An 18,537-nucleotide genomic window follows, 5' to 3' on the forward strand; every position below is an offset into this window, starting at 1 on the left:
CGATGCTGCAGCCTAATCGTCGCAAGTACCGCAAGGATCAGAAGGGTCGTAACTACGGCCTCGCCACCCGCGGTGCGAACGTTTCCTTCGGTGAGTTTGGTCTGAAGACGCTTGAGCGCGGCCGCATCACGGCCCGCCAGATCGAAGCCGCACGCCGTGCCATTACGCGCCACATCAAGCGCGGCGGCCGCGTCTGGATTCGCATCTTCCCGGACAAGCCCATTTCCTCGAAGCCTGCCGAAGTCCGTATGGGTAACGGTAAGGGCAATCCTGAATACTGGGTTGCGCTGGTCCAGCCGGGCCGCGTGCTCTACGAAATGGACGGCGTGGAAGAGTCGCTCGCCCGCGAAGCCTTCGCGCTCGCAGCTGCCAAGCTGCCCGTGAAGACCACGTTCGTTGTCCGTCAGGTCGGCATGTAATAACAAGGAGACACGGACATGAACGCTAAGGAACTGCGTGCCAAGAGTGAGACCGAGCTCAAGCAGGAACTGCAGGAACTTCTGAAGACGCACTTCAAGCTGCGTATGCAGAAGGCCACCCAGCAGCTGCAGAACACGGCTTCGCTGCGTCAGACGCGTCGCGACATCGCGCGCGTTCGCACTATCCTCACCCAGAAGGCGACCACGAAATGACCGAACAGACGAAGGAATCGCTCACCCGCACTCTCATCGGTGTGGTCACGAGCAACAAGATGGACAAGACGGTCACCGTTCTTGTCGAGCGCAAGGTGAAGCACCCGCTCTACGGCAAGTATGTCGTCAAGAGCAAGAAGTACCATGCGCACGATGAGCTCGCCTGCGGCGAGGGCGATCGTGTCGAGATTGAGGAAGTTCGCCCCGTTTCCAAGACTGTGTCCTGGAACGTAACGAAGATCCTCACGAAGGCCGAAGTCCTCTAAGAAAGTCGAGCGGGGTGAAAAAAATCACCCCACATCGCTTGCAAAGTAACTGAACGTTCAGTTATATTTGCACCCCGTCGCCCGGATGCCACTTCTGGTGGGATTCCGGGCGATGCATTTCTTAGTCCGTCGTCCGCACATGCCATTTGCTGCATGACTCGCGCGGATGATCGGACCTCATCCCCGCCATACGGGGCCAATACTGTCCGCGTATGCGGAATAAGTTGGGAATTTTTCAGTAATGATTCAGATGCAAAGCCGACTGGACGTCGCCGATAACACCGGTGCGCGTTCGGTCATGTGTATCAAGGTGTTGGGCGGTTCCAAGCGCCGTTACGCCAACATCGGCGACGTCATCAAGGTGACGGTCAAGGAAGCTGCTCCGCGCGGCCGCGTGAAGAAGGGCGAGGTCTACAACGCTGTTGTGGTCCGTACCGCTCACGGCGTTCGTCGTCCTGACGGCTCCAAGATCGCCTTTGACGGCAATGCCGCCGTCCTCCTCAACAGCAAGCTCGAGCCGATCGGCACCCGTATCTTCGGGCCGGTGACTCGTGAACTGCGCACTGAGCAGTTCATGAAGATCGTGTCGCTCGCTCCTGAAGTCATCTAATTGAGGAGAGAAAATGCAGCGCATTCGTAAAGGCGACCAGGTTGTGGTCATCGCCGGCCGCGACCGCGGCACCAAGGGCACGGTTCTCGCCCGCGTTGACGACCGCCACGTTCTCGTGGAAGGCGTCAATGTCGTGAAGAAGGCCGTCCGCCCGAATCCGACCCTTGGCATCGAGGGCGGCATCGTCGACAAGACCCTCCCGATCGATCAGTCCAACGTTATGCTGGTCAATCCGGAAACGGGCAAGGGCGAACGCATCGGCTTCAAGGAAGTTGATGGCAAGAAGGTTCGCGTGTTCAAGTCCAATGGCGCCGTTGTCGGTGCCAAGGCCGAATGAGGGTACCCATGTCGCGTTTCAGCTCCCTTTATCACGACACCATTGTCCCCGAACTCATGAAGAAGTTCGGCTACAAGACTGTCATGCAGGTTCCGCGCATCACCAAGATCACGCTCAACATGGGCGTTGGTGAAGCCGTTAACGACAAGAAGAACATCGAATTCGCCGTTGGCGACATGACCAAGATCGCCGGCCAGAAGCCGATGGTCACCCGCACCCGCAAGGCTATCGCGAACTTCAAGATCCGCGAAAACATGCCGATCGGCTGCATGGTCACCCTCCGTGGCGAACGCATGTACGACTTCCTTGATCGTCTCGTTACGATCGCCTTCCCGCGCGTCCGCGACTTCCGCGGCGTGTCTGGTCGTGCTTTCGACGGCCGCGGCAACTACAACATCGGCCTCAAGGAACAGATCATCTTCCCGGAAATCGAATACGACAAGATCGATTCGATCCGCGGCATGAACATCTCCATCACCACGACGGCTAAGACCGACGAAGAAGCCAAGGCTCTCCTCGCTGGTTTCAGCTTCCCGTTCCGCAACTGAGGTTGACGCAAAATGGCAAAACTTGCTCTCATTAACCGCGAAGCCAAGCGCCGCGCGACGGTCGCTAAGTTCGCGGCCAAGCGCGCCGCCCTCAAGGCGATCATCAACGACGCTACCCGCTCGATGGATGAACGTCTCGAAGCCCGCGCACAGCTCGAAGCGCTGCCGCGCAACGCTTCCCCGGTCCGTCTGCGCAACCGTTGCGCGATTACCGGTCGTCCCCGTGGCAATTTCCGTAAGTTCGGTCTTTGCCGTGAAATGATTCGTGACGCCGCCATGCGCGGTGACATCCCCGGCCTCCAGAAGGCCAGCTGGTAAGCGAGGAGATTGCGAAATGAGTATGAGTGATCCGATCGCCGACATGCTGACCCGCATCCGCAACGGTCAGATGGTCGACAAGGCCGCGGTGGTTATGCCTTCCTCCAAGCTGAAGGTTGCCATCGCCAAGGTCCTCAAGGAAGAAGGCTACATCGAGAACTACGAAGTGGCGGCTAACAACGGCAAGAACGAGCTCAACGTTACGCTCAAGTACTATGCCGGCCGTCCGGTTATCGAACGCCTCGAGCGCGTGTCCCGTCCGGGCCTGCGCATTTACAAGAACCACGACAGCATCCCCCAGGTGATGAACGGTCTCGGCATCGCGATCGTTTCGACCCCGAAGGGCGTGATGACCGATCGCGCTGCCCGCGCGGCCGGCGTCGGCGGCGAAGTTATCTGCTACGTCGCCTAACCCGAGGAGTGTGAAATGAGTCGTATCGCTAAGATCCCCGTCACCATCGCCAAGGGCGTGACCGTTACGCTCACCCCCGAATACGTGACCGTCAAGGGGCCCGTCGGCGAAGTGAAGATGCACGTCCTGCCGCTCGTCAAAGTTACCGAAGCTGAGGGCCACCTCCACTTCGAGCAGCTCGATGAGTCCCGTGAGTCCAACGCCAACGTCGGCACGATGCGTGCCCTCGTCAATGACATGGTGAAGGGCTGCTCGGTCGGCTTCGAAAAGCGCCTCGCCCTCGTCGGCGTGGGCTATCGTGCCCAGGCTCAGGGTGACAAGCTCAATCTGTCGCTCGGCTTCTCCCATCCGGTCGTGCACCACATGCCCGCCGGCATCAAGGTTGAGACGCCCACCCCGACTGAAATCATCATCAAGGGTGCTGACAAGCAGAAGGTTGGTCAGACGGCTGCTGAAGTTCGCGCTTATCGTTCCCCCGAACCCTACAAGGGAAAGGGTGTCCGCTATGCGAACGAGCATGTCGTGATCAAGGAAACCAAGAAGAAGTAATTCGGACGTTAGAAGATGATCAACAAGAAACAAAGCCGCCTGCGTCGCGCCCGCGCCACGCGCGCCCGCATTCTGCTGCAGAAGGTCGATCGCCTGACGGTCCATCGTACCAATCTGCACATCTACGCCAGCATCATTTCGGCCGACAATGGCCGCACGCTCTGCTCCGCCTCCACGGTCGAGCCGGAAGTGCGCGCTCAGCTCGCCAACCAGACTGGCCGTGGCGGTAACGTCGCCGCTGCCAAGATCGTTGGTGCTCGCATCGCCGAAAAGGCGAAGGCTGCCGGTATTGAAACCTGCGCCTTCGACCGCTCTGGCTACCGTTACCACGGCCGTGTCGCCGCGCTTGCTGAAGCTGCGCGCGAAGCCGGCCTCAAGTTCTAACCGAGGTGCTGGCAATGGCTAAGGTTCAAGGTAAAAACGCGGTCGAAGAACAGGACGACGGCCTGCGTGAAAAGATGATCGCGGTCAACCGCGTCAGCAAGACCGTCAAGGGCGGCCGTATTCTCGCTTTCGCGGCGCTCACGGTTGTGGGCGACGGCGACGGCTCTATCGGCATGGGCACGGGCAAGTCCCGCGAAGTGCCGCAGTCCGTCACGAAGGCTATGGAACGCGCCCGTCACACGATGAAGCGCGTCCCGCTCATGAACGGCACGCTGCATCACGCTGTTGAAGGCCGTCATGGCGCTTCCCGCGTCATCATGATGCCGGCTCCGGAAGGTTCCGGCGTCATCGCCGGCGGCCCGATGCGCGCCGTCTGCGACGCTGTCGGCATCCGCAACGTTGTTGCGAAGGCCTACGGCTCGACCAATCCGTACAACCTCGTCCGTGCGACGCTCAACGCCCTCGAAAACCTCCGCTCGCCCGCTGAAATCGCGGCCAAGCGCGGTAAGACGGTCGAAGAGCTGCTCGGCTAATCCGGAGTCCAAGACATGTCCGAAAAGAAGACCATCAAGGTCACTCTGGTGAAGAGCCCGATCGGGACGAACGCGGATCACCGCGCCACCGTTCTCGGTCTCGGCCTTAAGAAGATCGGCCAGACGCGCGAGCTCGAAGATACGCCCGCCGTTCGCGGCATGATCACCAAGGTTGCGTACCTCGTGCGCGCTGAATGATCCGAAGGATGACCCAAAATGCGTTTGAATACCATCAAGCCCGCTGAGGGCTCGAAGCACGCTCACCATCGCGTTGGCCGTGGTGTCGGCTCCGGTTGGGGCAAGACCGCGGGTCGCGGTCACAAGGGCCAGAAGTCGCGTGCCGGCGGCTTCCACAAGGTCGGTTTCGAAGGCGGCCAGATGCCGATGTATCGCCGCCTTCCGAAGCGCGGCTTCACGTCCCTCTCCCGCAAGTTCGTCGAAGTGGTTCGCCTCTCCGATCTCGAACGTCTCGGTGTCGATGAAATCGATCTGCTCGTCCTTAAGGAAGCCGGCGTTGTTTCGACGCTTGCCAAGGACGCTCGCGTGATCCTGTCGGGCGCCATCACCCGCAAGGTGACGGTGCGCGGCCTCGGCGTGACGAAGGGTGCCCGCGCTGCCATCGAGGCGGCCGGCGGCTCCGTCGCAGAGTAAGAGACAAACTGCAAGAGGATAGGACGTGGCGAATAGCCCCAGCTCAAAGCAGCAGTCAGGCCTCAGCAAGTACGGCGACCTTAAGGGTCGCCTGATCTTCCTGGCGCTTGCACTCGTTGTATACCGCATCGGCGCGCATGTGCCGGTTCCCGGTATTGATCCCGATATGCTCCAGCAGCTGTTCAATCAGCAGCAGGGCGGCATTCTCGGGCTGTTCAACATGTTCTCCGGCGGTGCTCTCTCGCGCTTCTCCGTCTTCGCGCTCGGCATCATGCCGTACATCTCGGCATCTATTATTTTTCAGATGCTGTCGTACGTGCTGCCGAGCCTGGAGGCGATCCGCAAAGAGGGTGAACAGGGCCGCAGAAAGATCACGCAGTACACCCGTTACGGGACGCTGCTGCTCGGTCTTTTCCAGGGCTTTGGCATCGCTGTAGCGCTCGAAACGCAGCCCGGGCTCGTTATTGATCCCGGGTTCCTCTTCCGCATCACCACGACCGTTTCGCTTCTCACGGGCACCATGTTCCTCATGTGGCTCGGTGAGCAGATTACCGAACGCGGTCTCGGCAACGGCATTTCGATCATCATCTTCGCAGGTATTGTGGCCGGCCTCCCGAACGGCACGAGCGGACTCTTCCAGCTTGTGTCGACCGGCGCCATCAGCCCGCTTGCCGCGATTTTCGTGATCGCGATCGTCCTCGCCGTCACTGCTTTCGTGGTCTTCGTTGAGCGCGGTCAGCGCCGCATCACGGTCAACTACGCCAAGCGTCAGATCGGCAACAAGATCTATGGCGGGCAGAGTTCGTATCTGCCCCTGAAGATGAACATGTCGGGCGTTATTCCCCCGATCTTTGCTTCGTCGCTGATTCTGTTCCCGGCCACGCTGGCGGGCTGGTTTACTTCGGGTGATTCCACTCGCTGGATTCGCGACCTTGCGGCCGCGCTTTCACCCGGTCAGCCGCTTTACACGCTCCTCTACGCAGCGCTCATCATTTTCTTTGCCTTCTTCTATACGGCGTTGGTCTTCAACCCGAAGGAAACGGCTGAGAATCTGAAGAAGAGCGGTGCCTTCATTCCGGGCATTCGTCCGGGTGAGCAGACGGCGCGTTACATCGACCGCGTGCTCCTGCGTCTTACGCTCGGCGGTGCGGCTTATCTCGTCTTTGTGTGTCTCGTCCCTGAGTTCCTCAACCTCAAGTTCAATGTCCCCTTCTACTTCGGCGGCACTTCGCTGCTGATCGTGGTGGTCGTGACGATGGACTTCATGAGCCAGGTTCAGGCGTACATGATGACGCACCAGTACGAAAACCTGCTGCGGAAAACCAATTTCCGCGGTCTCACCCGGAAGTGATCTCTTTTCTGAGGTTCAGGTTCTGAACTTCTGAGTTAGATTGCTTCCTCAGGCGGAAGAGACCAAAAATGCTTTGAAAGGGCGGCATATGCTGCCCTTTCAGGCTGAATGGAAAGCTCAACTTCCCACTGATCATTCTGGTCGGCGGGAAGTTGCTCGCTATAAAGCTTTCCCCTCGCACAACCGTTACGGAGGCAAATTTTTGAAGCCCGGGCCTCTATTCGGTTGCGCGTTTCCGTAATGTCGATTATTATTCGACGTTTCTGCCGTGTGGGCATCGAAATTCCAAGCTCATCAGCTTGTGGAGATTATTTAAATGAAGGTTAGAGCTTCAATTAAGAAAATGTGCCGCAACTGCAAGATCATCAAGCGCAAAGGCGTTGTTCGAGTGATCTGCACTGACCCGCGTCACAAGCAGCGTCAAGGCTAAAGAGGTAACACAATGGCTCGTATCGCCGGTATCAATATTCCGCCGCAGCAGCATGCTGAGATCGGTCTCACTGCCATTTATGGCATTGGCCGTCCGCGTGCCCGCCAGATTCTCAATGCTTGCGGCATTCCCTGCACGAAGAAGGTCCAGGACCTCGACGACGCTGAACTCGAACGCATCCGTGATGCCGTTTCCAAGTTCACCGTTGAAGGCGATCTCCGTCGTGAGATCCAGCTCTCGATCAAGCGTCTGATCGACCTCGGCACCTATCGTGGCATGCGTCATCGCCGCGGCCTCCCGGTCCGTGGTCAGCGTACCCGCACCAACGCCCGCACCCGCAAGGGCCCGCGCAAGGTTGGCGTCACGCTCAAGAAGTAATTAAAGGTTAGTTATGGCTGGCAACAACACCAAGACCTCCGTTACCGCCCGCGGCCGCAAGAAGGTTCGCAAGGTCGTTACGGAAGGCATCGCTCATATTCACGCCTCGTTCAACAATACGATCGTGACGATCACCGACCGTCAGGGCAACTCCATCGCTGCCTCGTCGTCGGGTGCGCAGGGCTTCAAGGGCTCGCGCAAGTCCACCCCGTTCGCCGCTCAGGTTGCTGCGGACCACGCTGGCAAGATCGCCCTCGAACATGGCCTGAAGAACATCGAAGTCCGCATCTGGGGCCCTGGTCCCGGCCGCGAGTCTTCCGTGCGTGCGCTTAACGCGCTCGGCATCCGCGTCACCTCCATCCAGGACGTGACCCCGGTCCCGCACAACGGCGTTCGCCCCTCCAAGCGTCGCCGCGTCTAATACTCCAGAATTATTCATTCTGTTGTTGAATCCCGCGTCCGTTGTTCCGCATGCTGAGGCGGCACGGACTGAATGTAGGGAGTCCTACAGGATAAGAGAGGCATTTTTAAATGGCACGATATCTCGGTCCCAAGCTCAAGCTTTCGCGTCGCGAAGGCATTGACCTGAATCTGAAGAGCGCCCGTCGTTCGTTTGAGTCCAAAGTCAAGGACGTCGGCTCCAAGCCGGGCCAGCACGGCAAGATCTCCGGAGCCCGCATGTCCGACTATGGCAACCAGATGCGTGAAACGCAGAAGGCCAAGCGCATGTACGGCGTTCTCGAACGTCAGTTCCGTCGTTATTTCGCTGAGGCTTCCCGCCTCCGCGGCAACACGGGCGAAAAGCTCCTTCAGCTCCTTGAGAGCCGCCTTGACAACGTCGTTTACCGCATGGGCTTCGGCTCGACGCGCGCGGAAGCCCGCCAGCTCGTCAGCCACGGCGCCATCGAAGTGAACGGCCGCAAGGTGAACATTCCCTCCTACTCCGTTCGCGCCGGCGATGTGATCGCCGTCCGTGAAAAGGCTCAGAAGCAGGTCCGCATCGCCGAGGCTCTCGACCTCGCGCAGCAGAACGGCTTCCCGGCCTGGGTTGAAGTGGATGCCAAGAAATTCACCGGCACCTTCAAGACCCTTCCGGCCCGCGACGAAGTCGCTCCGGAAATCAACGAAGCGCTCATCATCGAACGCTACTCCCGCTGATCTGGGAGGATCCTCTGGGCACCGGACGTTATGTTCGGTGCTCTCCGGGTCGAAAGATCGATGCACACACGGCGAAACGCGGCTCCCTTCGAGCCGCGTTTTGTTCTTGAATTCATCCGCAAAATTCTCTTTGGTTATGCGAAGGATTTTTGCTGATGCATTTAAAATGCATCTGTTTAGGGACAGCTTGCGCCACCTGCATTCTGTCCGCCTTTTCAGCCTTATCGGTGTAACGAGCCGAGGGTATTGAACTAAAAGGAACTTGTTTAGAGATGGCTAATACAGCTCTCCTGAAGCCCACCAGCGTCGACGTTGACGTTGATCCGCAGAACCCCAATCGTGCCGTCATCACGCTCGAGCCGTTTGAACGCGGCTACGGCCACACGCTCGGCAATGCTCTGCGCCGCATTCTTCTTTCCTCCATGGTCGGCTTTGCCCCCACGGAAGCGCAGATCACCGGCATCGTTCATGAGTATTCCCAGATCGACGGCGTTCTCGAAGACGTGGTCGACATCCTTCTCAATCTGAAGGGCGTCGTCTTCAAGCTCGAAAAGCGCGATGAAGTCACTGTGATGCTCCGCAAGGACGGCGAAGGCGTCGTCACCGCTGCCGACTTTGACCTTCCGCACGACGTGACGGTCCTCAATCCCGACCACGTCATCGCCCACCTCTCCGGCGGCCGCCTCGAGATGCAGGTCAAGATCGAAAAGGGCCGCGGCTATCAGCCCGGCGACGTCCGCGGCTTCCGCGACGACTATTCGAAGAGTTCGATCGGCCGCATCATCATGGATGCGTCCTTCTCGCCGATCCGCCGCGTCGCCTACCAGGTGATGGCTGCCCGCGTTGCTCAGCGCACCGACCTCGACAAGCTCGAGATCACGATTGAAACCAACGGCGCTATCGGCCCGGAAGAAGCGCTTCGCGAATCCGTGCGCATCCTCCAGGATCAGCTCGCCGTCTTCGGCTCCATCCATCCGGAACAGGATGTCGAAGGTCAGAAGACTGAGGACTCGGCCAACAATCCGCCGCCCCTCGATCCGATCCTTCTTCGTCCGGTCGACGACCTCGAACTCACCGTTCGTTCGGCCAACTGCCTCAAGGCTGAGAGCATCTACTTCATCGGCGACCTTATTCAGTGCACTGAGAACGAGCTTCTCAAGACGCCGAATCTCGGCCGCAAGTCGCTCAACGAAATCAAGGAAGTCCTCGCCGCTCACGGCCTCACGCTTGGCTCCAAGCTCGAGAACTGGCCGCCTGCCGGTGCCGGCACGCCGGGCCTCACGGACCGCTGAAAATTTCTGAGCCCTAAGGCTTGATTACGGAAGGCGCGATCATATAAAATCGCGCCTTTCGTACATAGGTACGTCTTCCGAGCGCCTCCACCCGACCGCTTCACTTCACGTGAAGATAGAAGATGACGGGGAAGAGCGCTTTAGTTAAGCCGGCTTCTTCCGCCGGCCGATTTTTAGATTCAAGGAAATACAAAATGCGTCATCGCAACGGCTATCGCAAGCTTAACCGCACCTCCGCTCATCGTCTTTCGATGCTGCGCAACATGGCCTGCTCGCTCCTCACGCACGAAGCCATCCGCACGACCCTTCCGAAGGCCAAGGAACTCCGCCGCGTTGTCGAACCCCTGATCACGCTCGCCAAGGAGCCGACGGTCGCCAACAAGCGTCTCGCCTTCAATCGTCTCCGTGACCGCGACGTCGTCGTCAAGCTCTTCAACGAAGTTGCTCCGCGCTTCGCCAACCGTCAGGGCGGCTACACCCGCATCCTGAAGATGGGCTTCCGCAACGGCGACAACGCTCCGATGGCCTACATGGAACTCACCGAACGCGCCATGCCGGTCGAGGAAGTTGCTGCTCCGGCTCCCGCCGCTGCCGCCCCCGCTGAAGACGTCAAGGCTGAATAATTGCCTTGCGGCGCATCCCGCATGACTGCGGGATGAGGTACAAGAAGCCCGTATTTCCCTCAGGTGGAAGTGCGGGCTTTTCCATATTTGATCGTTTATTAACCCGAGGGGAAAAGCCCATCATGGAATCCATGCGAATCGACAAGTGGCTCTGGGCAGCGCGCTTCTTTAAGACCCGCTCAATTGCTCAGGATGAAGTGGGGCTCGGCCGCGTGCTGATCGGCGGCCAGCGGGCGAAGCCCTCGCGCGATGTCCGTGTGGGCGACAGGCTTGAGATCCATCGGGGTGAAGAGGTTTTTACCGTTTACGTAGAGGGCCTTTCGGGGGTGCGCGGTCCCGCTTCTCAGGCTCAGCTTCTCTATAGGGAAACCGAAGACAGCATGAAGGCTCGTGAAGAGCGGCGCGCCATGATGAAGCTTGCCTTTGAGCCCTCGAGCACCATCCGCCAGGGGCGTCCCACCAAACGGAAAGGGCGGGAGCTCCGCCGCTTCAAGGAAGAGTTCCGCTGATCGGGCGCTCAAACAAAAAGCCCGCCGTTCTGCCGAAGAGAACAGCGGGCTTTGCGGTCTGATGCGTTCATTCTGCCGCCCATTTCAGAGCGGACGGGAATGCCTCATCAGTAGTTGTAGCCTTCCTTGATCCAGCGGGCCACATCAAGCGCGCAGTAGGTGAGGATGCCGTCGGCCCCCGCACGCTTGAAGCAGACCATGGTCTCGAAGGTGATCTTCTTTTCGTCGATCGCGCCGGCAGCGGCAGCGAACTTGATCATCGCGTATTCGCCGGAGACGTGATAGGCGAAGGTCGGAGCGCCGAACTCCTGCTTCACGCGCCAGAGAACGTCGAGATAGGGAACGCCCGGCTTAACCATGACCATGTCTGCGCCTTCGGCGAGGTCGAGGCCCACTTCCCAGAGGGCTTCGTTGCCGTTTGCCGGATCCTGCTGGTAGACGGCCTTATTGGACTTGCCGAGATTCGAGGCGGAACCCACGGCATCGCGGAAGGGACCGTAGTAGGAGGAGGCGTACTTGGCCGAATAGGCCATGATGCGCGTGTGGATGAGGCCTTCATCCTCGAGCGCCTTGCGGATGATGCCGATGCGGCCGTCCATCATGTCGGAGGGGGCAACAACGTCTGCACCCGCCTTGGCCTGGGCCATCACCTGCCTGACGAGCATCTCAATCGTTTCGTCGTTGAGGATGTAGCCCGTTTCATCAATGAGGCCGTCCTGGCCGTGCGTCGTGTAGGGGTCGAGCGCCACGTCGCACATGACGCCGAGCTGAGGATAGGCGGCCTTGAGCGCCTTGACGGCGCGCGGAATGAGCCCGTCCGGGTTGGCCGCTTCACGGCCGTCCGGCGTCTTGAGCGCATCCTCAATGTGGGGAAAAAGCGCAATCATCGGAATGCCGAGCTCGACGCATTCGCCGGCGACCTTCAGCAGTTCGTCGATCGTGAGGCGTTCCACACCGGGCATGCTCGGAACGGGGTCGCGGCGGGCGGTTCCTTCCATCACGAAGACCGGAAGAATCAGATCATTCGGCGTGACGACGTTCTCGCGCATCAGGCGGCGGGAAAAATCGTCATGACGCATGCGGCGCATGCGCACCATCGGATAGGCACCAAGAGTTTGCATTTCAATTACCTCTCGTTTGTTCCGGAGATGTCGCTCCGGACGGATGAAGTGTTTTCGCCTTCGGCAGCAGGCGCTGCTGAAGCCGGAGCCGGAAGCCAGGATTCAAGCGTTTCGATCAGCTGATCAACGCCTTCGCGCTTCAGGCCCGAGAAAAACTGCACGGAAACCTGAGGACCGAAGGCGGCGGCGCGCTCCTCGGCCTTGCGGAGCGTCTGACGGCGCTCCATGTTCTTGATCTGGTCGCACTTGTTGAGGAGCCAGAGCTGACGCACCTCGGGACGGCCCCGCATGAAGTCGATGAGCCATTCATCGGTCGGCATGAAGGGTCGGCGCGAATCCATCACGATGACGAGCCCGGCAAGCTGACGGCGGCCGGCAATATAGCCGCCCACCAGGTCGGACCAGGATCCGCGCACGGATTCATTCGCCTTGGCGAAGCCGTAGCCCGGAAGGTCCACGAGGCGGCCGACCGTTTCGCGGGACTTCCCGTCGGGCGTTTTGCGCGAGAGCTCAAAGAAGTTGATGAGCTGCGTGCGGCCGGGGGTTTTCGACGCGAAGGCGAGACGGGTCTTCCTTGTGATCACATTGATCGTGGTGGACTTCCCGGCGTTGGAGCGTCCGGCAAATGCGATTTCAGGCTCAATCGAGGTCGGCAGACCCGAAAGCTTTGCGGCTGAAATCTGAAAGCGGGCGGAATCGAAAAGGCTCACGTGATGGGTTTCCCAAAAGTGGGCCGGCGGCAGAGCCGCCGGCTGAAAGCATCATTATTCTAGGAATGAGAGCTTACAGGCGCGTTAATGCGGCTGTCTGGTTCTGGCTCAAGGAAAGATGAGCGCTCCGGGCTTCAGAGCGTATGTCCGAAGATGTCGTTGGTCTGCATGGAGGTGCGGATGAAGGTGGTCCGCATCGTGAGTTCCTTCAGACGCTTCGCGCCCACATAGGTGCAGGCGGAGCGCACGCCGCCGAGAATGCCCTGAACAGTGCCCTCGACGGGGCCTCTCGCCGGAAGAAGCACGGACTTCCCTTCCGCGGCGCGGTATTTCGCAACGCCCCCGGCGTACTTGTCCATGGCGTCCTTGCTGCTCATGCCGTAGAAGCGCTTGAAGGTCTTGCCGTCAATCTCAACGATTTCGCCCGCCGCTTCATCGTGGCCGGCGAGCATGCCGCCGAGCATCACGAAGTCAGCGCCGCCGCCGAAGGCCTTGGCGATGTCGCCCGGAACGGTGCAGCCGCCGTCGGCGCAGATGCGCCCCGAGAGGCCGTGGGCGGCGTCCGCGCACTCGATGATGGCCGAGAGCTGCGGGTAGCCGACGCCCGTCATTTTGCGCGTGGTGCAGACTGATCCCGGGCCGATCCCGACCTTGATGATGTCCGCGCCGGCGAGGACGAGTTCTTCAGCCATGTCGCCCGTGACGACGTTGCCCGCCATGATGACGTAGTCGGGGCAGGCTTCGCGCGCCTTCTTCACGAAAGAGACGAAGGCTTCGGTGTAGCCGTTGGCGACGTCGATGCAGAGGTACTGAATAGCGCCCTTCGGGGCCTTCTTTTCCACGGCGAGGAACTTTTCCCAGTCGGCGTCCGAGATGCCGAGCGAATAAAAGGCGGTGTGCTTCTCTTCGAGGCTGGTGAAGAAGTCGACGTATTCATCCACCGAATAGTGCTTGCAGAGCGCCGTCGACATGCCGTGGCGGCCGAGCGCGCGGGCCATTTCGAAAGTGCCCGTCGTATCCATGTTGGCCGCGATGATGGGAATCGCATGGTACTTGAGGGGCGAATGACGGAACTTGAATTCGCGCGTGATGTCGACTTCGCTTCTGCTCGTGAGCGTGGAACGCTTCGGGCGGATGAGCACGTCCTTGAAGTCCAGACGAATGGTGTTCTCAATATGCATCGCGGGGCACTCCTTCGGGATGAGCGGAGCCAGGGCGGAGGCTCCGTAAACGCAAAAACGCCGCATTCCGGGGCGATTACCCGGAATCCGGCGTTAATTGATTCTACAGACTTTTGCGTATTTACTCGATGCTCATGCCGAGGGATTGAGCAAAAAGACTGCGAACGGCTTCCTCGGACATGCCGGGATTTTTCACCAGCCCGAGCGTTTCCTCGTCCCGCGTGAGGTCGAGCGCTGTCTGCGGACGGCGCAGCGGAATGACGCGGCTGCCGTCGACGAGCACTTCCATCGGAAGCGGCCGCGAGTTGTAGGTCGAGGCCATCGCCATGCCGTAAGCACCCGCCGTGCGGATGGCGAGGAGGTCGCCGGCTTCGATCGCGAGATTGCGGTCATTGCCGAGGAAGTCCGTGGATTCGCACACCGGACCCACGATGTTGAGGATTTGGCGCTGAGCCTTCGGGTGCGGCACCACCGGCTCGATCAGATGGTAGCTCCCGTAGATGGCCGGGCGGACGAGCTCGGTCATGGAGGCGTCCACGATCGCGAACTGGCGCTCGAAGAGCCCCGACTTCAGGTACTGAACAGTCGTGAGGAGGACTGCCGCCTGAGCGATGACGGAGCGCCCCGGCTCCACGAAGATTTCAATGTCGGGAACCGAGACTTCCCTGCGGACAGCCTTGATGAGGGCAGGGATCAGTTCGGAAGGTTCAAGGGGCTTTTCGTCCGGGTGATAAGCGACGCCTGCGCCGCCCCCGAGATCAATGTGGTGCAGAACGATGCCGCGGCGCGCGAGTTCGTTGACGAACCCGGCCAGGACGGTCACCATGCGGAGATAGGGCTCTGCCGACTCCACCTGGCTGCCGATGTGACAGGAGATGCCCTCGATGCGGATCATCGGGAGCTTGGCGGCTTTTTCGTAGAGAGGAATCACCTCAGTGAGCTTCACGCCGAATTTGCTGTCGCCGAGTCCGGTGGCGACATGCGCGTCGACATGGGCATCAATGTTGGGATTGACGCGCACGGAAACGTGCGCCTCAATGCCGAGACGTTCCGTGACGGCATGAATGCGGTCGAGTTCAGCGGGCGACTCGATGTTGAAGCACTTGATTCCGGCGCGAAGCGCGAACGCGATGTCGGCGACCGACTTCCCGACGCCGGAGAAGACGACCTTCTTCGGATCTCCGCCCGCTTCGAGCGCACGGAGTATTTCGCCGCCGCTCACGCAGTCGAAGCCCGCGCCCTGACGGGCGACAAGTTCGAGGATGCCGCGGGTGGACGCCGCCTTTACGGCGTAGCAGACCTGGTGGGGCTCTTCCCCGAAAGCCTTTTCATAAGCCTCGAGACGCTCCGCGATTCCTGCGCGCGAATAGACGTAGAGCGGCGTGCCGAAGCGGCGGGCGAGATCCCTGAGCGGAATGTCCTCGCAGAAGAGCTCGCCTTCAGGGGAGCGGTAGAAGGAAAGCCCCTGGGAAAGCTCGTCCGGACGGGTAAGATTGCGGTCAGCCATTGTCATCTCTCATTACCTCCCGGACTGAAAGGTGCCAGACTGGGCGGGTTCGCCCGGCATGTAGAGCGGTCCCTTGAGGCCGCATCCGGAAAGGACGAGGCACAAGGCCAGAGCGATGCCGGCAGCGCCGGCGGCAAAGGATTTTTTCATGGGAAGAAGGAAATGACGGAAACGGAATTTCTGGAAGAGGCCGAGGCGGAAATGAACCGCCTTCAGGACCATATTGAATCGAAGTACGAGGATGTCGACTGCACAAGGAGCGGAAACGTCCTCACGATTGAGCTCGAGGACGGCGCTCAGGCAGTCGTCAACATCCAGACGCCGATGCAGGAAATCTGGTTTGCCTCGCATCTGGGAGGCATGCATTTCAGAGAAACGGACCAGGGCTGGATCAATCCGCGCGACGGACGCACGCTCGAGGCAACCGTCGAGGGCGCAATCGATGCGCTCATGAGCCGCTAGCGCGCTCTCCGCTCGCTTCTGACAGGGATTCCCCTTGAGGCGAGTGCTTTCCAATTTTATCCAGCGAGCTTCGCAAGGCGCTTCCCGCAATACGGAAAAGATCCGCCGGAAAGACGGGTCTTTTCCTCAGAAGCTCTGCGGCGCGTCAGAAGATCTGATCGCGCACCAGGTCGCGGGCATCAAGATCGCCCGAGAAGGCGTCGCCGCCCTTCACCGGATCGCGGTAGTAGTAGAGGCCGTCCCTTTCAACAACGGATTCAGGCTGAATGCGGGCCGTTTCCGGCACATCCTTCAGCGCCGTCCTCATGAAGTCGACCCAGATCGGGAGCACCAGGCCGCCGCCCGTTTCCCGCGAGCCCAGGGGCTTGGGCTGGTCGTAGCCCATCCAGCCGACGGCAACCGTATTGCCGGCATAGCCGCAGAACCAGGCGTCCTGACTGTCGTTCGAGGTGCCGGTCTTGCCCGCGATGTCGTCGCGCTTCAATTCCCTCGTCGCCCGTCGGGCGGTGCCGTTGATGGCAACACGGTGCAGCAGAGAATTCATGACGAAGGCATTTCTTTCATCGATCGCGCGGATCGAGGGATCGCCCGCCTGACGGTTCGTCGCCTGCATGAGGGTCGCGCCCTGAGCGTCCGTCACCCGGTCGATGAGGTAGGGCTGCACGCGGTAGCCGCCGTTCGCGAAGACCATGTAGCCCCCGAGCATCTGCCAGGGCGTGACGCTGCCCGCACCCAATGCCATCGGGAGATTCGCCGGGTGGTTCTTCCCCGAGAAGCCGAAGCGCTCGATGTACTGCTGCGCATAAGCGGGCGTGATCGACTGCATGATGCGGATCGTCACGAGGTTCTTCGAGAGCTCGAGCGCCCGGTAGAGCGGCATCGGACCATCAAATCGACCTTCGTAGTTCTTCGGCTCCCAGAGCTTGTTGCCCGTGAGCTTGGGGTCGATCGAAATGGGCGCGTCGTTGATGACGGTGGATGCGGTGAATCCCTTTTCGAGCGCCGCGGAGTAGATGAAGGGCTTGAAGCTCGAGCCGGGCTGACGCCACGCCTGCGTGACGTGGTTGAACATGTTGAGGTTGAAGTCGAAGCCGCCGACGAGCGCCTTCACCGCGCCCGAATTGAAGTCCGCGGCAACAAAGGCCGTTTCGACGCGGGGCACCTGGGCAAGGGTCCAGACTTCAGCAGCGTTCTTCCCGGAAAGCGGGTGCATCACGCGGATGACCGATCCCGGGCGAATGGGCGTGATGCCGCGCGCGGGCTTCTTCGCAAGATGGCGGCGGCCGAATTTGAGGCTTTCCTTGTCGAGCGTGATGGTTTCTGATGGGGAGATCGCCGCCACGATCTTTTCGGGCGACGCCTCCGTCACGACGGCAGGGAGCATGAAGGGCGAAGAAGCCGTTTTGGAGAGCGCGGTGCGGATCGCCTTCGCCCGGTCGCCCGCGCTTCCAAGCTCCACAAAGTCCTCGGGGCCGCGGTAGCCGTAGCGGCGGTCGTACGTGATGAGCTGACGGCGCACGGCATCAACCGCAGAGCGCTGCTCGTCCATGCGGATCGTGGTGTAGACGTTGATGCCGCGCGAATAGGTTTCGTCGCCGAAGATGTCGAACATCATCATGCGGGCGAGTTCGGCGGCGTAATGCGCCGTCACCTTGTCGGCGCTCGCATTGGCGTTGGCCGGAGCATCCTCCTCGACCACGCGGCGCACCTGCATCGGGAGCGATTTTTCCGTCTGGTAGGTGAGGTCGTCGATGTGCCCGAGGTCGTACATGCGCCGCAGCACGTAGTTCCTGCGCATCGTTGCGCGCGTCGGATTCGCAATCGGGTTGTAGGCCGAGGGCGCGACCGGAAGGCCTGCGATGGTCGCGGCTTCGCCGACGGAAATGTCGGTGAGCGGCCGGCCGAAATAGGTTCTCGCCGCGGCGGCGAACCCGTAGGCCCGCTGACCGAGGTAGATCTGGTTCATGTAGATCTCGAGAATCTGGTCCTTCGTGAGCTCGTGCTCGATCTTGAAGGACATGGCGATCTCGTAGAGCTTTCGCGTGTAGGTGCGCTCGGTCGTCAGAAAGAAGTTTCTCGCCACCTGCTGCGTGATGGTGGAGCCGCCCTGACCGCGCCGGCCCGTGAGGATGTTGATGAGCGCCGCGCGCACGATGCCCGTGATTTCTATCCCGGGGTGCTCGTAAAAACCGTCGTCCTCTGCCGAGAGGATCGCGTACTTCACGTGGTCCGGCACGTCGGAAAGCTTCACGAAGTCGCGCCGCTCCTCGCCGAATTCGCCGATCAGCTTCCCGTCCGCGCTCCAGACGCGAAGCGGCACCTTGGGGCGGTAGTCCGTGAGGGCGTCAATGGGAGGAAGCTCCCGATAGATGTATGCGAAAACGAAGACGAGAAGCAGAATTCCGGAAAGCGCTCCGGCTGCGCCGATACCGACAACCCATTTGAGCACGCGCCAGAAGGCGGAGGGTCTGGAGGATTTCTGAACCTTCTTGGTGGAGCGGGCAATCGGCACGGGCGGAGTCCTCAGGAGGATGAATGGAGACGGGAAGGAAAATGTCCGTGATTATAAAAACTG

At 60.3% G+C, this 18,537-nt stretch carries 28 protein-coding genes; 22 read left to right on the forward strand and 6 right to left on the reverse strand.

The features are described 5' to 3' along the window. The first annotated feature begins 2 nt into the window (after positions 1-2). The 21 genes from rplP (at position 3) to GBM95_RS01845 (ending at position 10,981) form a co-directional block, all read left to right on the forward strand. Entirely contained in the window at positions 3-419 is a 417-nt protein-coding gene (rplP, locus tag GBM95_RS01745) for a 50S ribosomal protein L16 (protein ID WP_005431612.1), read from the forward strand. 18 nt (positions 420-437) lie between these two features. Beyond that, complete coding sequence (gene rpmC / locus GBM95_RS01750; RefSeq protein ID WP_139688406.1) at positions 438-632, forward strand: 50S ribosomal protein L29; 195 nt, start codon at positions 438-440, stop codon at positions 630-632. Then, a complete protein-coding gene (gene rpsQ / locus GBM95_RS01755) occupies positions 629-898 on the forward strand; it encodes a 30S ribosomal protein S17 (RefSeq protein ID WP_139688407.1) in 270 nt (89 codons plus the stop codon). Before rpmC ends, rpsQ begins: the two co-directional genes overlap by 4 nt. A 241-nt stretch (positions 899-1,139) precedes the next feature. Beyond that, entirely contained in the window at positions 1,140-1,508 is a 369-nt protein-coding gene (gene rplN, locus GBM95_RS01760; protein WP_139688408.1) for a 50S ribosomal protein L14, read from the forward strand. A 13-nt stretch (positions 1,509-1,521) separates the two neighbouring features. After that, positions 1,522-1,845, forward strand: a complete 324-nt coding sequence (gene rplX / locus GBM95_RS01765) for a 50S ribosomal protein L24 (protein ID WP_139688409.1) — start codon at positions 1,522-1,524, stop codon at positions 1,843-1,845. Between the two features lie 8 nt (positions 1,846-1,853). Next, positions 1,854-2,393, forward strand: coding sequence for a 50S ribosomal protein L5 (gene rplE, locus GBM95_RS01770; RefSeq protein ID WP_139688410.1), 540 nt, complete (start codon positions 1,854-1,856; stop codon positions 2,391-2,393). 12 nt (positions 2,394-2,405) lie between these two features. Next, positions 2,406-2,711, forward strand: a complete 306-nt coding sequence (gene rpsN / locus GBM95_RS01775; protein ID WP_139688411.1) for a 30S ribosomal protein S14 — start codon at positions 2,406-2,408, stop codon at positions 2,709-2,711. 16 nt (positions 2,712-2,727) lie between these two features. Then, positions 2,728-3,123 (forward strand): 30S ribosomal protein S8, encoded by a 396-nt coding sequence (gene rpsH, locus GBM95_RS01780; RefSeq protein WP_139688412.1) that lies wholly within the window; start codon positions 2,728-2,730, stop codon positions 3,121-3,123. Positions 3,124-3,138: 15 nt separating this feature from the next. Next, positions 3,139-3,672, forward strand: a complete 534-nt coding sequence (gene rplF / locus GBM95_RS01785) for a 50S ribosomal protein L6 (protein WP_139688413.1) — start codon at positions 3,139-3,141, stop codon at positions 3,670-3,672. 15 nt (positions 3,673-3,687) lie between these two features. Then, the gene (rplR, locus tag GBM95_RS01790; protein WP_152157513.1) at positions 3,688-4,056 is read left to right on the forward strand and encodes a 50S ribosomal protein L18; all 369 of its coding nucleotides are present in this window, start codon (positions 3,688-3,690) and stop codon (positions 4,054-4,056) included. Positions 4,057-4,070: 14 nt separating this feature from the next. Further along, positions 4,071-4,589 carry a 30S ribosomal protein S5 gene (gene rpsE, locus GBM95_RS01795; RefSeq protein WP_152157514.1) on the forward strand — a complete coding sequence of 173 codons (519 nt, stop codon included), beginning with the start codon at positions 4,071-4,073 and terminating at the stop codon, positions 4,587-4,589. A gap of 15 nt (positions 4,590-4,604) precedes the next feature. Next, complete coding sequence (gene rpmD, locus GBM95_RS01800; RefSeq protein WP_139688416.1) at positions 4,605-4,787, forward strand: 50S ribosomal protein L30; 183 nt, start codon at positions 4,605-4,607, stop codon at positions 4,785-4,787. Between the two features lie 18 nt (positions 4,788-4,805). After that, complete coding sequence (rplO, locus tag GBM95_RS01805) at positions 4,806-5,240, forward strand: 50S ribosomal protein L15 (protein ID WP_139688417.1); 435 nt, start codon at positions 4,806-4,808, stop codon at positions 5,238-5,240. Positions 5,241-5,265: 25 nt separating this feature from the next. Then, entirely contained in the window at positions 5,266-6,591 is a 1,326-nt protein-coding gene (gene secY / locus GBM95_RS01810; RefSeq protein WP_152157515.1) for a preprotein translocase subunit SecY, read from the forward strand. Positions 6,592-6,907: 316 nt separating this feature from the next. Further along, a complete protein-coding gene (rpmJ, locus tag GBM95_RS01815; RefSeq protein ID WP_139688419.1) occupies positions 6,908-7,021 on the forward strand; it encodes a 50S ribosomal protein L36 in 114 nt (37 codons plus the stop codon). Between the two features lie 12 nt (positions 7,022-7,033). After that, a complete protein-coding gene (gene rpsM / locus GBM95_RS01820; RefSeq protein ID WP_139688420.1) occupies positions 7,034-7,399 on the forward strand; it encodes a 30S ribosomal protein S13 in 366 nt (121 codons plus the stop codon). Between the two features lie 13 nt (positions 7,400-7,412). After that, positions 7,413-7,820, forward strand: a complete 408-nt coding sequence (rpsK, locus tag GBM95_RS01825) for a 30S ribosomal protein S11 (protein WP_152157516.1) — start codon at positions 7,413-7,415, stop codon at positions 7,818-7,820. A 110-nt stretch (positions 7,821-7,930) separates the two neighbouring features. Further along, positions 7,931-8,557 carry a 30S ribosomal protein S4 gene (rpsD, locus tag GBM95_RS01830; RefSeq protein WP_139688422.1) on the forward strand — a complete coding sequence of 209 codons (627 nt, stop codon included), beginning with the start codon at positions 7,931-7,933 and terminating at the stop codon, positions 8,555-8,557. 272 nt (positions 8,558-8,829) lie between these two features. Further along, entirely contained in the window at positions 8,830-9,849 is a 1,020-nt protein-coding gene (locus tag GBM95_RS01835) for a DNA-directed RNA polymerase subunit alpha (protein WP_152157517.1), read from the forward strand. 194 nt (positions 9,850-10,043) lie between these two features. Further along, entirely contained in the window at positions 10,044-10,472 is a 429-nt protein-coding gene (rplQ, locus tag GBM95_RS01840) for a 50S ribosomal protein L17 (RefSeq protein ID WP_139688424.1), read from the forward strand. Between the two features lie 122 nt (positions 10,473-10,594). After that, positions 10,595-10,981: an RNA-binding S4 domain-containing protein gene (locus GBM95_RS01845; RefSeq protein ID WP_152157518.1), complete on the forward strand. Its 387-nt coding sequence runs from the start codon at positions 10,595-10,597 to the stop codon at positions 10,979-10,981. A 107-nt stretch (positions 10,982-11,088) separates the two neighbouring features. Here GBM95_RS01845 and hemB read toward each other — a convergent pair whose 3' ends face one another. From hemB to lptM, 5 genes are all read right to left on the reverse strand, one after another. Next, positions 11,089-12,102 carry a porphobilinogen synthase gene (gene hemB, locus GBM95_RS01850; protein ID WP_152157519.1) on the reverse strand — a complete coding sequence of 338 codons (1,014 nt, stop codon included), beginning with the start codon at positions 12,100-12,102 and terminating at the stop codon, positions 11,089-11,091. Between the two features lie 5 nt (positions 12,103-12,107). Continuing rightward, complete coding sequence (gene yihA, locus GBM95_RS01855; protein WP_152157520.1) at positions 12,108-12,812, reverse strand: ribosome biogenesis GTP-binding protein YihA/YsxC; 705 nt, start codon at positions 12,810-12,812, stop codon at positions 12,108-12,110. Positions 12,813-12,946: 134 nt separating this feature from the next. After that, positions 12,947-13,993: a GMP reductase gene (locus GBM95_RS01860; RefSeq protein ID WP_152157521.1), complete on the reverse strand. Its 1,047-nt coding sequence runs from the start codon at positions 13,991-13,993 to the stop codon at positions 12,947-12,949. A 121-nt stretch (positions 13,994-14,114) separates the two neighbouring features. Beyond that, complete coding sequence (gene lysA, locus GBM95_RS01865; protein WP_152157522.1) at positions 14,115-15,500, reverse strand: diaminopimelate decarboxylase; 1,386 nt, start codon at positions 15,498-15,500, stop codon at positions 14,115-14,117. Positions 15,501-15,512: 12 nt separating this feature from the next. Then, complete coding sequence (lptM, locus tag GBM95_RS01870) at positions 15,513-15,650, reverse strand: LPS translocon maturation chaperone LptM (RefSeq protein ID WP_152157523.1); 138 nt, start codon at positions 15,648-15,650, stop codon at positions 15,513-15,515. 12 nt (positions 15,651-15,662) lie between these two features. Here lptM and cyaY point away from each other — a divergent pair, with 12 nt between their 5' ends. Continuing rightward, positions 15,663-15,962 (forward strand): iron donor protein CyaY, encoded by a 300-nt coding sequence (cyaY, locus tag GBM95_RS01875; RefSeq protein WP_152157524.1) that lies wholly within the window; start codon positions 15,663-15,665, stop codon positions 15,960-15,962. 145 nt (positions 15,963-16,107) lie between these two features. On the opposite strand, the gene GBM95_RS01880 is transcribed toward cyaY, so the two are convergent. After that, complete coding sequence (locus tag GBM95_RS01880) at positions 16,108-18,411, reverse strand: penicillin-binding protein 1A (protein WP_374046846.1); 2,304 nt, start codon at positions 18,409-18,411, stop codon at positions 16,108-16,110. Between the last annotated feature and the right edge of the window lie 126 nt (positions 18,412-18,537).

It is taken from the genome of Sutterella seckii, from assembly GCF_009183815.1.
Lineage (GTDB): Bacteria > Pseudomonadota > Gammaproteobacteria > Burkholderiales > Burkholderiaceae_F > Sutterella > Sutterella seckii.

What these genes read in the sequence shown, in the direction of transcription:
- rplP (WP_005431612.1), top strand. Translation starts at nt 3, where the DNA reads ATGCTGCAGCCTAATCGTCGCAAGTACCGCAAGGATCAGAAGGGTCGT.
- rpmC (WP_139688406.1), top strand. Translation starts at nt 438, where the DNA reads ATGAACGCTAAGGAACTGCGTGCCAAGAGTGAGACCGAGCTCAAGCAG.
- rpsQ (WP_139688407.1), top strand. Translation starts at nt 629, where the DNA reads ATGACCGAACAGACGAAGGAATCGCTCACCCGCACTCTCATCGGTGTG.
- rplN (WP_139688408.1), top strand. Translation starts at nt 1,140, where the DNA reads ATGATTCAGATGCAAAGCCGACTGGACGTCGCCGATAACACCGGTGCG.
- rplX (WP_139688409.1), top strand. Translation starts at nt 1,522, where the DNA reads ATGCAGCGCATTCGTAAAGGCGACCAGGTTGTGGTCATCGCCGGCCGC.
- rplE (WP_139688410.1), top strand. Translation starts at nt 1,854, where the DNA reads ATGTCGCGTTTCAGCTCCCTTTATCACGACACCATTGTCCCCGAACTC.
- rpsN (WP_139688411.1), top strand. Translation starts at nt 2,406, where the DNA reads ATGGCAAAACTTGCTCTCATTAACCGCGAAGCCAAGCGCCGCGCGACG.
- rpsH (WP_139688412.1), top strand. Translation starts at nt 2,728, where the DNA reads ATGAGTATGAGTGATCCGATCGCCGACATGCTGACCCGCATCCGCAAC.
- rplF (WP_139688413.1), top strand. Translation starts at nt 3,139, where the DNA reads ATGAGTCGTATCGCTAAGATCCCCGTCACCATCGCCAAGGGCGTGACC.
- rplR (WP_152157513.1), top strand. Translation starts at nt 3,688, where the DNA reads ATGATCAACAAGAAACAAAGCCGCCTGCGTCGCGCCCGCGCCACGCGC.
- rpsE (WP_152157514.1), top strand. Translation starts at nt 4,071, where the DNA reads ATGGCTAAGGTTCAAGGTAAAAACGCGGTCGAAGAACAGGACGACGGC.
- rpmD (WP_139688416.1), top strand. Translation starts at nt 4,605, where the DNA reads ATGTCCGAAAAGAAGACCATCAAGGTCACTCTGGTGAAGAGCCCGATC.
- rplO (WP_139688417.1), top strand. Translation starts at nt 4,806, where the DNA reads ATGCGTTTGAATACCATCAAGCCCGCTGAGGGCTCGAAGCACGCTCAC.
- rpmJ (WP_139688419.1), top strand. Translation starts at nt 6,908, where the DNA reads ATGAAGGTTAGAGCTTCAATTAAGAAAATGTGCCGCAACTGCAAGATC.
- rpsM (WP_139688420.1), top strand. Translation starts at nt 7,034, where the DNA reads ATGGCTCGTATCGCCGGTATCAATATTCCGCCGCAGCAGCATGCTGAG.
- rpsK (WP_152157516.1), top strand. Translation starts at nt 7,413, where the DNA reads ATGGCTGGCAACAACACCAAGACCTCCGTTACCGCCCGCGGCCGCAAG.
- rpsD (WP_139688422.1), top strand. Translation starts at nt 7,931, where the DNA reads ATGGCACGATATCTCGGTCCCAAGCTCAAGCTTTCGCGTCGCGAAGGC.
- GBM95_RS01835 (WP_152157517.1), top strand. Translation starts at nt 8,830, where the DNA reads ATGGCTAATACAGCTCTCCTGAAGCCCACCAGCGTCGACGTTGACGTT.
- rplQ (WP_139688424.1), top strand. Translation starts at nt 10,044, where the DNA reads ATGCGTCATCGCAACGGCTATCGCAAGCTTAACCGCACCTCCGCTCAT.
- GBM95_RS01845 (WP_152157518.1), top strand. Translation starts at nt 10,595, where the DNA reads ATGGAATCCATGCGAATCGACAAGTGGCTCTGGGCAGCGCGCTTCTTT.
- hemB (WP_152157519.1), bottom strand. Translation starts at nt 12,102, where the DNA reads ATGCAAACTCTTGGTGCCTATCCGATGGTGCGCATGCGCCGCATGCGT.
- GBM95_RS01860 (WP_152157521.1), bottom strand. Translation starts at nt 13,993, where the DNA reads ATGCATATTGAGAACACCATTCGTCTGGACTTCAAGGACGTGCTCATC.
- lysA (WP_152157522.1), bottom strand. Translation starts at nt 15,500, where the DNA reads ATGGCTGACCGCAATCTTACCCGTCCGGACGAGCTTTCCCAGGGGCTT.
- lptM (WP_152157523.1), bottom strand. Translation starts at nt 15,650, where the DNA reads ATGAAAAAATCCTTTGCCGCCGGCGCTGCCGGCATCGCTCTGGCCTTG.
- cyaY (WP_152157524.1), top strand. Translation starts at nt 15,663, where the DNA reads ATGACGGAAACGGAATTTCTGGAAGAGGCCGAGGCGGAAATGAACCGC.